This is a genomic window from Marinomonas sp. S3726, from assembly GCF_000967665.1.
Lineage (GTDB): Bacteria > Pseudomonadota > Gammaproteobacteria > Pseudomonadales > Marinomonadaceae > Marinomonas.
Genome location: NZ_JXYC01000012.1, coordinates 98,902 through 111,163 on the forward strand (window position 1 = coordinate 98,902; position 12,262 = coordinate 111,163).

Below are 12,262 nucleotides of genomic sequence, written 5' to 3' on the forward strand. Positions count from 1 at the left end.
TTTAAATTTGGTTGCAGTGTTTGGAATCAAAGCTCGGTTTTTACTTACTTGTTAAAAACTGATTGAGATCATTCTCTAAGTGATAACTTGAGGATATGTCGTAATTTAAAGGCAATAAAATATTATAAAGTTGTTAACTGTATTAAAAAAATGAATCCAATTGGCATATTGTTTATGTTTTTAGAATGCTTAAGTTTTTTAAATATCCAATTGAAAATAAAAGAGTTTTTTTCTTGTCTTTAGTGAAAGAAGTTGATGGAAAGGTATGAATAACCCTAAAACCTTGGATTGAAACCAATAAAAAACCAGTGGCTAGCACTGGTTTTTAGATATCAAATGAGAGTTTATTCGTCCCCTGGGACTCCGTATGATTCGGCGTTAGCTGGATCTTTGGCGCGTGTGATATAGGCTTGCATTTGTGGCTCGTATGCTTGCCATAAAGACTCAAGCTCTTGTAGTGGATCATCATGCCAATCCACCCTTAAATCTATGATAGGCCATTCAGGGTCTGAGCACACTTTTAAGCCAATAGATTGTATTGGCCCCATCTCACCACCAGCCTCAAGACCAGCTCTTAATGCAAGCAGTAAACGATCAGCAAGTTTACCCTTACTTAATTCGAATGCTTTTACCATAGCTTGAGGTACTTGATCGTTTGCTAATAGGTTGCCCATAGCAATAACATTTTTGCCCTTGGCAAGATTATGAATACCCAATGCTTGCTCGCCACTGAAAGTTGCACTGTCTCCGTTGGCTGCAAGTATGCCTAATTGACGCCACTCAATACTGGCTTCTTCTTGCTTAAGTTGCTCTAACACAGACTGGGTATCTGGGTAGCTGCTATCTTCTAATAATGTGAGAGCACGCGGTCCTAAATCAGGGTTAGTAATGTTTTGCGTTAGCGCAACACCCACTTTGGATTTAACGAAATGACAGCGGCTGGCAACGCAGATACTAGACGAGGTGATAATACTGCCAAGCATACCTGTATCAGGGCAAACTCCAGCAACAGAGAAGGTCATTATGCTTCTCCTTTTTCTGGTTGCCAATCGTCTGGAATCACTGCAATAACATCAATTTCCATTAACCATTGAGCTTGAGCTAGGGCTTGAACCACTAAACCAGTTGAAATAGGGTAAACACCTTTAAACCATTTACCTGTTTCCTTGTAGACATCTTCACGGAATCTTGGGTCTGTTATGTAGGTTGTTGTTTTGACAACATGGCTAATATGAGAGCCAGATTCTTCTAGTAACTGATTCACATTTTTCATAGCTTGTTTTGCTTGAGCACCTGGGTCACCCAAACCGACTAGATTACCCTCAAAGTCCGTGCCGACTTGCCCGCGCACATAAACTGTATTGCCTGCACGTACTGCTTGGCAGAGGTCATTGTCCAAACTTTGGTTGGGATAAGTCTCTTTGGTATTGAACATACGAATTCGAGTATGTGTCGGTGTAGTGTTAGACATGAAAGCTCCTTACGCTTTGTCGCATTCTGAAAACCATACAAGGGTTGAAAACAGCCGTTAACGCGTTTTTAATGCAGCATAAGAAAGCCCTTTAGATAAATAAAATACTATTAACTTTTAACTTGTATAAGAAAAAATAATGCAGTGAGAGTGATGTTAAAAAATAATAATAGAGAAGCTTTTTATTGCAGGAAAACAGACAGGGCTTTTAAAAAATATGTGCCATACTTAGCTCACTTTTTATTCAATTAGGATGAATGATGGAAAGTTTCCCCGATAGCACTTGGCATGATTACCTTGCAAAAATTAAAAGCAAACCTCACCGAGAAATTCTGGAAAAAGTTGTCGAGCTACTCCCTAAGGATATCTTGTGTGCAGTAGAGTGCGGTTGTGGTGTTGGAAATAACAGCCAGTTTTTGATTAATAATGGACTTAATGTACATGCCTTCGATAAAGATCCTAATGCAGTTAATTTATGTCGCATGCGGTTTATTAACGAATCAAATTTTGCCATCTGCTTAAGTGATTTAGATACCTATATCTATCCTTCTAATGGTCTGGTAATTGCTGATTCAAGTTTCTTTGTATGTAACCCTAAGCGCTTTGAGATTTGCTGGCATAACTTAGCGCGCTCAATACAGTTAGGCGGTTTGTTTTGTGGTGACTTTTTAGGTCTTAATGACTCGTATGCCAAACACGACCTAGACAATGTTCTGGCTTTAAGTGAGGCTGATATTAGACGTTACTTTTCATCTTTTGAAATCATTGATTGGCATGAAAGAAACCGTTCTGGCGTTAATTTTCAAGGGGAAGAAATTAATCGTCATAGTCACACTTTATTAGCGCGTAAACTCCAATAATTGCACCTCATTACTTTTCATATTAGTTTTGCTAATGCATAAAATTAATTCTGCTTAGTTAAGGCTTAATTATTTAAGACTTCAACTTTTAGCTTAATCGGTGTCAGATTTGCTAAAACAGAGAAAAAATACAAATTAAGTATAAAACCTCCTAGGACTTATTAACCTAAAGTTACTTAAGTTATGGTATTGTAACTATGTGACCAATATTTTTACCTAAACGTAATGGAGTGTAATATCTTTTGTATATTACTTTTACAATTTAAAAAATTGGATGGATTAAATTTTCTAATAAGGTAAGTGTATTATGTTTGTAAATCTTAGCTTTAAAGCGAAACTAAGTATTCTTCTTATCAGTGCTATCAGTGGATTTATTATTGTCACTTTAGTGGCGTTAAATGGATTAAATATCCAAACAGAATCTTCCAACCGCTTACAAACCTTATCTGGAATTGAAAGTAATTTAGACTCACTCGAAATCGCAATGATGAAAGAGTACGAGGCGATGTTTGAGGTTAATGATGATAATTTTCAAGCTTATGTTGATCAGATAAATATGGATAAGATTGATCTTCTTCTTGGCCTTGAAGAAGACATTTTAATCATAGAATCCCCAGAAGGTCAGTCTCATTTAGAAGCAACTATGGTGAGTTTAACCAACTTCTCCGATGCACTTGGGTATGTGGTGCTACAAAGACAGCGTTTAGGCTTTAGCGGCCAAACTGGGCTTAAGGGAGAAATTGCGGGTTTAGGCGACAAGGTACTTGAAGATGTGGGCAAGCTGAGTTTGGTGAAACGCTCATTTCTACCTGTTCGTGAAGCTGAGAAAAACTATGTATTCGAAACCACCCAAAATAACCTTGATACCTTTATGGCGAAGTTTAACGAGTTCCATAAAAGGGTTCAGAACTTTGGTTTAGAAGACAGGTTTGGTGAAAGTATTAATGCTTACTTAGTTTCCGTTGAAAAGCTAACAAAAGAAACCTTGAAAACCAGTGCTGCTGAAGAAGACTTTAAGCAGCAACGAGCTGAGTTTGATGTGAAACGTGACAATGCATCTGAATATTTAGCGAGTATGACCAGAAACGCGACTGAATTTGCTAAGAAAAGCTCGCAACAGGCAAGTCTTACCTTAATTGCAGTCAGTGTCATAGTGGCACTTTTTGCTGGTGTCTTAATGGCATTCATAGGAAAGAGCGTCAATCGCTCACTTAACCAGATTATTCGCGACCTAATCAAGGTGCAGGAAGGGGACTTGAGTGCTAGGTTAGCAATCAATGCTAAACGCAATGATGAGTTTGATGCCCTGTGTAATTCGGTTAATGCCATGACCAATGGGTTAGGTTCAGTAATAGGCGATGTCGTTCAAACCACAGAAGAGGTTAATGGCATGGTAAGTGAACTTAACCTTGCTGTTACTGATATTGCTGATAGTAATAAATCGGTTAACACACAAACGAATTCCTTAGCAGCAGCAACAGATCAAATCTCTGCAACCATTTCGAATATTGCCACTACGACAAGCACTTTAAGTGTTCAATCGAAAGATACCTTTGAATCTGCTAAAAACGGTGCTGAAACCATTAAAGATGCGCTTGATAATTTATCCATGACAGTGGGATTTGTTAATAAAACCAGTGATCAACTGAATGATTTAGGTAAATTGTCTAAAGACATTGATGGTGTAATTTCTATGATCAATGATTTGGCTAATCAGACTAATTTACTCGCTTTGAATGCGGCGATTGAAGCGGCAAGAGCTGGGGAGGCAGGTCGTGGTTTCTCTGTTGTCGCTGATGAGGTTCGTTCATTGGCAGAAAAAACTGTTGAAGCAACGTCAAGTATCACTGCTATAGTAAGTACGATTCAAACCTCGACGAATAATGCCATAACAACCATGAAGGATGGTCAAGAGAACTTAAAGGCCATAGAAACCTCTGGTGAGAAGGCTGCACAAGCGATGAGAGAGATTGAAGTAAATGCTCAAACAGGGGCTGATTCTGCTCATAATATGGCCATCTCTATTCAGGAAGTTTCCAAAACATCTCAACATATGAGCGAGGAAATGGATGCCATTGCACAGCAATTGCAGAAAGACACGGATTCCATTTCAACGATCGCTGATAGTACTAACCAAATAAACTCCTTAGTTGATCACCTAGATACTAAAACCCGTGTATTCACAACAGTGTGAAGATGCTTAGCATTTAAACTAACTCCTCTAGAATACGCTTTAAAAGGAAGGTCTCTCTTACAATAGAGAGGCCTTTTTTTGGGCTTGAAGCCATAGTTTCTTCATTATGAGCAATGGCCGCATGAATATTCATCCAAACCGGGTGCATGCCATTTTGAATTTCATGACGTTCAAGCTCAGGTGTATCAAGTTCTTCATCAATGTCACAGACATAACAAAATGATTGCATCTGCATTATGTCTATATCTTCCTTATACCAAGGCCTATATTCTTCATAACAACCAAACTCTTGGATATTACGAACATTTTTCGCGCCTGTTTCTTCTTTTAGTTCTCGTATTAAGCCTTGAATATTATCTTCACCTTCATCAATGCCACCACCTGGTAAACTATAGTCATGATAACGCTTTGTATAGAGCATGAGTATTTCGTCATTTCGAATAATAATGCCCCTTGTTGCACGTCGTAAAACTCGCTTGATAGAGGCATCTTGGAGCTTTTCAGGTGAAATATTAGGATGAAGCGTAGAAGCTAATAAACGCATGTAAGCACTCAATAATAACTAGTAAAAATAGAAGGCGGGATTATAAGTGCGGCCTATCATTTTTAACACTCTTTTATAATAGTGCTTAAGGAAGTCTTTAATACACTTACTATTGATGAGCTTGAAAATCGGCTAATGTCATTTTCTCTGTATGTGTCGCATCGTCAGCACAGCATTCATCCTGCAAAAAGCCAATAACACTCTGCAACTGTTCATACTGAGCAACACAATATAACACTCTGCCTTCACGTCTTTGATTAATAAGCCCAGCTGATGACAAGCTAGAAATATGATGAGAGAGGGTGGAGCCTGGAATCCCTAAAGATTCCTGTAAGCTACCTACGGCAACGCCTTGAACCCCAGCTCTGACAACGGTTTTAAAGACTCTAAGCCGAGTTGGATGGCCTAATTCTTTTAAGGCTTTGGCAATAATTTCTATGTCCACAATGGCATCCCTGTTAAAAGTTATTTCGATAATAATCGAAATAACTTGTTTTATCTAATTTATTTCTTTATATTTCGATAAATCCGGAAATATAGAAATTAATTAGATAAAATGATAGTGAGATGATTATGTTAGGTATTGATATGAGTATGGTGACAGAAACTCTGAATATGTTCGTGTTTTTAGCGGTGGAATTAACCTTGTTGTTCCTACTGATAAGCTACCTTGTCGGTGTGCTACAGCATTATATTCCCCCTGCTAAAATTCAAAGTATTTTGAGCACAAAGAAAGGTAAAGGTTATATCGTTGCAGGCTTTTTAGGTGCCATTACACCGTTTTGTTCTTGCTCTACCATCCCTTTTTTAAAAGGCTTGTTACGTGCAAAAGCCGGTTTTGGCACCATGATGGTTTTTCTATTTGCTAGTCCTTTGTTAAATCCAATCATTATTGGGTTATTTGCCGTGACTTTTGGTGTCCAGGTAACTTTGTTTTATTTCGCGATTGCTCTTGGTGTCTCAATTATGGCCGGAATCCTGCTTGAAGCATTAGGATTTGAAAAGTATGTGAAACAAGAAGCTTATGCAGAGCCTGTTAGTAAAGGTTGTTCTGGCAACTCAAAGGGGCAAGCTAAGCAAGGCACACCATGGTTTGCAATTTGGCAATCAAGCTGGAAAGACTTTAAAAAAGTATTGCCTTATCTGATGGGGGGGATCGCGTTAGGCTCTATGATTTATGGCTTTATGCCAACAGACCTTGTTGCTCGGTTCGCCAATGATAATAATCCTTTTGCCATTCCAGTCGCTGCTATTATCGGTATTCCTTTGTATATCCGTGCTGAAGCTGTCATCCCTCTTAGTGCGGCATTAGCCGCTAAAGGTATGGGATTAGGAGCTGTCATGGCGTTAATTATTGGCAGCGCTGGGGCGAGTCTTACTGAAGTTATTTTGCTTAAATCAATTTTCAAAAATAAAATGATTTATGCTTTCCTAGCTGTCATTTTAACTATGGCAATGGGAGCGGGCTTTTTATATAGCATTATCTTTTAATGGTCTGAATACATTGTTCTTCTAAGATAGCCAAATGGATTTAGCGAGTGAAATAGCTCTGCTAAATCCTCAGTATTTTTATAATTCTCAAAGGTTAGATTGATTTTATTGTTTGATTATTTATAAATGATCCAACGTATCTAAACGACACCGTAGGGAGTTATTCATGTTAAAAGGAAAAATCAAAGACCTATTAGGCACCGAGCTTCCAATTATTCAAGCACCTATGGCCGGAGTACAAGACAGTGCTTTGACTATTGCTGTCTCTGAGGCTGGAGGTTTAGGGTCTTTGCCTTGTGGCATGTTAAGTATCGATAAGATGGTGTCAGAAATTCAGCTAATAAAAGCGGCGACAAGTAAACCTTATAACTTAAATTTCTTTTGTCATCAGATGCCTGATTATGAACAAGAAAAGCATGATGTTTGGCAAAAAACCTTAGCTAAGTATTTTAGTGAACTCGGTATCGAGTGTAAAAACAGCCCAAACAGTGCCACCAGAATGCCTTTTAATCACGATGTTGCTGATGCCATAGAGGCTTTTAATCCGGAATTTATTAGTTTTCATTTTGGTTTACCTGATGATGACTTGCTCGCTCGAATTAAAGGCTGGGGGACACGCATAGTATCTACGGCAACAACAGTAAAAGAAGCTTTATGGTTGGAGGCAAAAGGCGTTGATGGCATTATTGCTCAAGGGGTTGAGGCTGGTGGTCATAGGGGAATGTTTTTAACCAAGGACATAAGCACTCAAATTGGCACCTTTGCTTTGCTTCCTCAAATTGTTAAGAAAGTAGACCTTCCTGTCATTGCCACAGGGGGGATTACAGATGCTGAAGGCGTTAAGGCGTCTTTGTTGCTAGGTGCTGACGCCGCCCAAATCGGAACCGCCTATTTATTAGCGGATGAAGCCAAAACATCCGAGCTTCACCGTAATGCACTTAAAAATGTTGCGGCTGAACATACCGCATTAACTAATATTTTTTCAGGGAGGCCAGCGCGAGGTATTGTAAATAGAGTAATGGCCGATCTTGAAAATATGTGTGACCAAGCGCCAGACTTTCCTCATGCTGCTATAGAAATCACCCAGTTACGTAATAAAGCCGAAAGCCTTGGTGATGCTGGTTTTTCTCCCTTGTGGTGTGGTCAAAATGTCTCAGGTTGTTTATCCGCTTCAGCAAAAAGTATTACTCAAGAATTGGCTGGCAAGGTTTAAAAATAGTGATATTGCCTTTTCTTTTACCAGAAAGGGCAATGAAACTAACCAGCTTTTAAGGCGTCTATACTTATATCAAATAATTTAAATTCCTTTATATCCTTAGGAATAGGTATTAGATATAGGTAGGTTTTTATGGCGACTCTGAACAAAAAATGGCTGCTTTTTATCTTCATCACTTTATTACTCTCTTTTCCTATGGCTCAAGCCAGCTTCTTTGAGCAATGGCCCAAAACAGACTTCACCAAGAGTAGTGTAAATTTAGAAGAGGTGATGTTTGGTGGACCGGGTAAAGACGGTATTCCTGCAATTGATTCACCTAAATTTGTTTCTCTCGATGAGGCAACAACAAGATTGAATGACACTGATCCCATTATTGGTGTGGTGATAAAAGGAGAAGCGAAAGCCTATCCTTTGAGAGTGTTAATTTGGCATGAAATCGTTAACGATGTTATTGCCGATGTGCCTGTTGCTGTAACTTATTGTCCTCTTTGTAATACTTCAATTGTGTTCGATCGCAGAATTGGGCAGAAGGTCTTAGATTTTGGAACAACAGGAAACCTAAGGCATTCCGATTTAATTATGTACGATAGGCAGACACAGAGTTGGTGGCAGCAATATGAAGGTAATGCCATAGTGGGTGACTTAGTCGGTACAAACCTTAGAGTGTTGGCTTCAAGGCTTGAATCTTTTGCAGATTTTAAAAAAAGAGCACCAAATGGACAGGTGTTAGTGCCAAATAACCCAGCGTTTAGAGATTATAATCGAAATCCTTATGTTGGCTATGACAGCTCTGCACTGCCTTTTTTATTTAAAGGAAAATTGCCCAAAAACTTAACGCCAATGATGAGGGTGATTGCGGTTGATGGTTTAGCTGTCAGTCTACCATTACTATCTCAACAGCAGAATGTTAAGCAGGGCGACTTATCGTTTAGTTGGCATAAAGGGCAAAGTTCAGTGCTTGATACTTCTGATATTGGCCAAGGGCGAGATGTTGGCAATGTGTTAGTCACGCGTAATGGGGAAGATGTCCCTTATATAGTGACATTTGCGTTTGCCTACTTTGCTTTTAACCCTGATGGAAAGCTTTATACAAAGCAAGGTGAAATGGCTGTTTATTAATTTTTAATCGCTGTTTTTCTTCTGGACTCAGTTAAACTCGTTTGTTGGTGAGTATCTGGCACCTTAAAAAAATACCTTATCAAGAAATTAAGGGTTTTATATAAGTTGTTGATTTGTATAAATTTAATTTCTTTTTATGTAATGAGGTGTTATTTTTACAACGTCTTAAGAAAGGCAAAATTACAGACTTCAATCTTGATCTGAAATACAGCTTAAGAACCCTAGTGATTAAGGAACACACCTAATGAAGTCTTATAAAATTATTTTTGCAGCAATTATTCTTACCCTTTCTGGCATTGCGAGTGCTATCAACTTTTTTGCGACTAGCAATTATTATCAAGGTAATTACCAGAATATGGATCCAACCTACGGCGGCATTTGTATTGGTGGCGATATATGTGGATTAGAAAATACCTTATTTATTGTTTACCCTCAAAATACCTACTTGTCAGTTGCTGAGGTGACGGCTCATGATGATGTTGGCAGTAAAACAAAGGCCCGCCTTCAGTTATGGGTTGATGGCGTATTTCAAGAAGATATGGATGTGAAAAAAGCAGGTTCTACACTTCGTTTCTACATCAACAAAACGGTGAAAGGTAATATTGAGTTTCGCTCTGTTGGGGAAAGTGACGGTAAAACAGATGAGACAGTCATTGAATCTGTTTTAACTTTTTAATTAGTGAAAAGGGTACAAGTATATTTCTTGTACCCTTTATATTTACTCTCCTTTAACCAAAAAACATTAAAGCGCGGCTTAAAACCTTTCTTCTAAATCCAGTGATTCTTGTGTTTGGCAGTTATAAATGACGGGCATCTTGCCTTCCCAATAGTCAAAAAGGTAATCCTCTCTGGTTAAACGTGCCATAAAGTTAGCAACATTAATTCGGCTTGTTGTGCCTGGGTCAAAGATTGCACTTCGTTCTGGAGAGGCATGCAAAGCGTAGTTCGAAATGTCCTTTTCATTTATTAGTGTATCTGGCCTTACTATGATCCATTTTAATTGATAGTCGTTTTTAATTTCGCACCTTAGATAGTTTGCCGCTCTTTCATTATCTAGGTGGGGTGGAACAAGGCATCGAATAATCGCTAAAGCCATCTTCTGAGATTTTGAAATGGGCTCTGCTAAATCTAAGTTTTGGCTACCAGAGCTGCTCATTAAAATAATTCTAAGGGGTTTTCTTCTTGTTAGGGTTTTCCTGATAAGGCGTTCTAGCTGGCAAATCTGCATTATGCTATCTCGAACTAGCATTCTTGGCTGCCCATAGATTCCTTTAAAGGTTAAGTTGTGGCCTAAACAAGAGGCGATACACTCAACTCTCGCTAAGATCTTAATCAGCTTAGCTTCACTAAGTGTTAATACTGTCCCTTGTATTTGCTCAAGGTTAGGGTGGGGTGGTAAGTTTGGGCTTCTAACTAAAGCGATCACACTTTGGTTACTGGATAATAAATCCTTAACAACTAGTTGGCCGGTTGCCCCTGTCGCTCCTAATATAAGAACCGCCATATTGTTTTTCTCCCTTTTGAAAACTAAAAAAACATTATAAGTATTCAATAAAAGGCGGAAAATACGATTAATTTCATAGCATCTATTCATAAATGAATACCAAAAGCCGATATACTGCTAAAATTCTATTTAACAATGTATAGATAAGGTCGTTAAGGTGTTTCAGTATGGAATGGCAACAAAACCAGTTTGATTGGAATCATGCTCGAGCATTCATGATAGTCGCTGATGAGGGTTCTTTGTCTGCTGCTGGAAGAGTGATGGGAGTGAGCCAGCCAACATTGGGCCGGCAAATCTCTTTGTTTGAAGCAAAGTTAAACCTAGTTTTATTTGAGCGGGTTGGCAGAGGGCTGGAGTTAACGCAGGCGGGTTTAAGGCTATATGAACATGTGAAGCAAATGTCTTATGCGGCAGATCAGTTTTCCCTAGTGGCTTTGGGACAGAGTAATGACCTTCAAGGTACGGTTGGTTTGTCTTTGTCACAGCTTGATGCATTTTTTAAATTTCCCGAGCTTTGGCCAAAATTCCAAGAAATCGCCCCTAAAATACGAATTGATCTTGATGTGAATAATCAAATTAGTGACCTTAAACGCCGCCAATCAGATATTGCCATTCGTTATAAGAGGCCAGAAGAAGCGGATTTGATCATCAAAAAACTGGGTGAAGAAAGGGTGTTTCTTTATGGGCATAAGAATTACGTAGCAAGTTTTGAAGACAAGCAACCACATGAAATTAACAACTTACGTATATTGGGTTTTGACCAGACTGACCAATTAAAAGATTACTTTGCTAGTTTTGGTATGACGATCAAAGAAGAGCAAATTGTTTTTTTGACGCATAGTCAGCTAGTGCAATGGCAGTTGCTTAAGCAAGGTAATGCATTGGCTCTTTTACCAGATCATATTGCAGCAAGAGACCCTAATCTAGTACCTGCTTTTTCGTCTCTTTGTACACCTATGAGTTTTGATATTTGGCTTGTTTGCCATGGGGAATTACATACTAATCCAAGAGTAAGGTTAGTCTTTGATTTCCTTGTTGATCACTTTATGGCATCCAGTGCCAATTGAATAAGCTAACTTACCGTAAGAAAAGTAATTAGGAAGAACCTCATGCCTGAATTAATTTCTTTGATAGAAGAAGTGCGCACCTGCACCTTATGTTCTGAGCATTTAGAGCATGGTGTAAGGCCTGTTGTACAGCTTCATGAAAAGGCTAAAATTCTCATTGCGGGACAAGCTCCGGGTCGTAAAGTGCACGAATCTGGCGTGCCATTTGATGATGCCAGTGGTGATAGATTAAGAGATTGGTTAGGGATAGATAAAGCGACTTTCTATGATGAAACTCAAATTGCTATTCTTCCTATGGGGTTTTGCTATCCAGGGTCCCATAAAGGAAAAGGTAAATCGGGAGATCTTGCTCCAAGGCCTGAATGCGCGAAAGCTTGGCGTAAAGCGTTATTGTCTAAACTTGAGCGTATTGAGCTCACCTTGGTAATAGGACAGTATGCTCAAGCTTATCATCTTGGAAAACGATTAAATGTGACTGAGACAGTGAAAGCGTGGCAAGACTATTGGCCTGATTGCGTGCCTCTGCCACATCCTAGTCCGAGGAATAATATCTGGATGGCAAAAAATCCTTGGTTCTCAGAAAACCTATTGCCTAAATTAAAATTGGAAGTGGCTCGTATTCTATCCTCTTGAAACGTGAGTCTCTTGTGAATAAAACATTATTCGTATTTAGTTTTTTACTACATACATCAAAGTGATGCCTTGCTTGATACTTTATCAATTACCTTAGTAGAGCAGAGCAGGCTAATTAGAGGTGATTTGATCTTTGGCTCTCAAGGCAATTATCTGGGCTTTT

Annotated in this window: 13 protein-coding genes; 8 read left to right on the top strand and 5 right to left on the bottom strand. The window is 38.8% G+C overall.

Translation table 11 applies throughout. The annotated features are described in order from the left end of the window. Nucleotides 1-344: 344 nt before the first annotated feature. Both TW85_RS11100 and TW85_RS11105 read right to left on the bottom strand, forming a co-directional pair. Nucleotides 345-1,022: a DUF1028 domain-containing protein gene (locus TW85_RS11100; RefSeq protein WP_046017182.1), complete on the bottom strand. Its 678-nt coding sequence runs from the start codon at nucleotides 1,020-1,022 to the stop codon at nucleotides 345-347. Continuing rightward, complete coding sequence (locus tag TW85_RS11105) at nucleotides 1,022-1,471, bottom strand: RidA family protein (RefSeq protein WP_046017183.1); 450 nt, start codon at nucleotides 1,469-1,471, stop codon at nucleotides 1,022-1,024. Before TW85_RS11105 ends, TW85_RS11100 begins: the two co-directional genes overlap by 1 nt. Nucleotides 1,472-1,731: 260 nt before the next feature. Between TW85_RS11105 and TW85_RS11110 the strand changes: the two genes are divergently transcribed. Next, nucleotides 1,732-2,331, top strand: coding sequence for a methyltransferase domain-containing protein (locus TW85_RS11110; protein WP_046017184.1), 600 nt, complete (start codon nucleotides 1,732-1,734; stop codon nucleotides 2,329-2,331). A gap of 307 nt (nucleotides 2,332-2,638) precedes the next feature. Continuing rightward, complete coding sequence (locus TW85_RS11115; protein ID WP_046017185.1) at nucleotides 2,639-4,525, top strand: methyl-accepting chemotaxis protein; 1,887 nt, start codon at nucleotides 2,639-2,641, stop codon at nucleotides 4,523-4,525. 13 nt (nucleotides 4,526-4,538) lie between these two features. On the opposite strand, the gene TW85_RS11120 is transcribed toward TW85_RS11115, so the two are convergent. Continuing rightward, on the bottom strand, nucleotides 4,539-5,069 hold the full coding sequence (locus tag TW85_RS11120; RefSeq protein WP_046017186.1) for an NUDIX hydrolase: 531 nt from the start codon (nucleotides 5,067-5,069) through the stop codon (nucleotides 4,539-4,541). Nucleotides 5,070-5,178: 109 nt separating this feature from the next. Then, nucleotides 5,179-5,514 carry a helix-turn-helix transcriptional regulator gene (locus tag TW85_RS11125; RefSeq protein ID WP_046017187.1) on the bottom strand — a complete coding sequence of 112 codons (336 nt, stop codon included), beginning with the start codon at nucleotides 5,512-5,514 and terminating at the stop codon, nucleotides 5,179-5,181. A gap of 128 nt (nucleotides 5,515-5,642) precedes the next feature. Between TW85_RS11125 and TW85_RS11130 the strand changes: the two genes are divergently transcribed. The 4 genes from TW85_RS11130 (at nucleotide 5,643) to TW85_RS11145 (ending at nucleotide 9,571) form a co-directional block, all read left to right on the top strand. Then, nucleotides 5,643-6,560, top strand: coding sequence for a permease (locus TW85_RS11130; protein ID WP_046017433.1), 918 nt, complete (start codon nucleotides 5,643-5,645; stop codon nucleotides 6,558-6,560). 166 nt (nucleotides 6,561-6,726) lie between these two features. Then, entirely contained in the window at nucleotides 6,727-7,773 is a 1,047-nt protein-coding gene (locus tag TW85_RS11135) for a nitronate monooxygenase (RefSeq protein WP_046017188.1), read from the top strand. A 135-nt stretch (nucleotides 7,774-7,908) separates the two neighbouring features. Further along, on the top strand, nucleotides 7,909-8,895 hold the full coding sequence (locus tag TW85_RS11140) for a DUF3179 domain-containing protein (protein ID WP_052702108.1): 987 nt from the start codon (nucleotides 7,909-7,911) through the stop codon (nucleotides 8,893-8,895). 244 nt (nucleotides 8,896-9,139) lie between these two features. Beyond that, nucleotides 9,140-9,571, top strand: a complete 432-nt coding sequence (locus tag TW85_RS11145; RefSeq protein ID WP_046017189.1) for a hypothetical protein — start codon at nucleotides 9,140-9,142, stop codon at nucleotides 9,569-9,571. A gap of 78 nt (nucleotides 9,572-9,649) precedes the next feature. Here the strand turns inward: TW85_RS11145 and TW85_RS11150 are convergent, their stop codons facing one another. Then, nucleotides 9,650-10,399, bottom strand: coding sequence for an NAD(P)-binding oxidoreductase (locus tag TW85_RS11150; protein WP_046017190.1), 750 nt, complete (start codon nucleotides 10,397-10,399; stop codon nucleotides 9,650-9,652). A 167-nt stretch (nucleotides 10,400-10,566) separates the two neighbouring features. Between TW85_RS11150 and TW85_RS11155 the strand changes: the two genes are divergently transcribed. Beyond that, a complete protein-coding gene (locus TW85_RS11155) occupies nucleotides 10,567-11,466 on the top strand; it encodes a LysR family transcriptional regulator (RefSeq protein WP_046017191.1) in 900 nt (299 codons plus the stop codon). 42 nt (nucleotides 11,467-11,508) lie between these two features. Beyond that, on the top strand, nucleotides 11,509-12,099 hold the full coding sequence (locus TW85_RS11160) for a uracil-DNA glycosylase family protein (protein ID WP_046017192.1): 591 nt from the start codon (nucleotides 11,509-11,511) through the stop codon (nucleotides 12,097-12,099). Nucleotides 12,100-12,262: the final 163 nt, after the last annotated feature.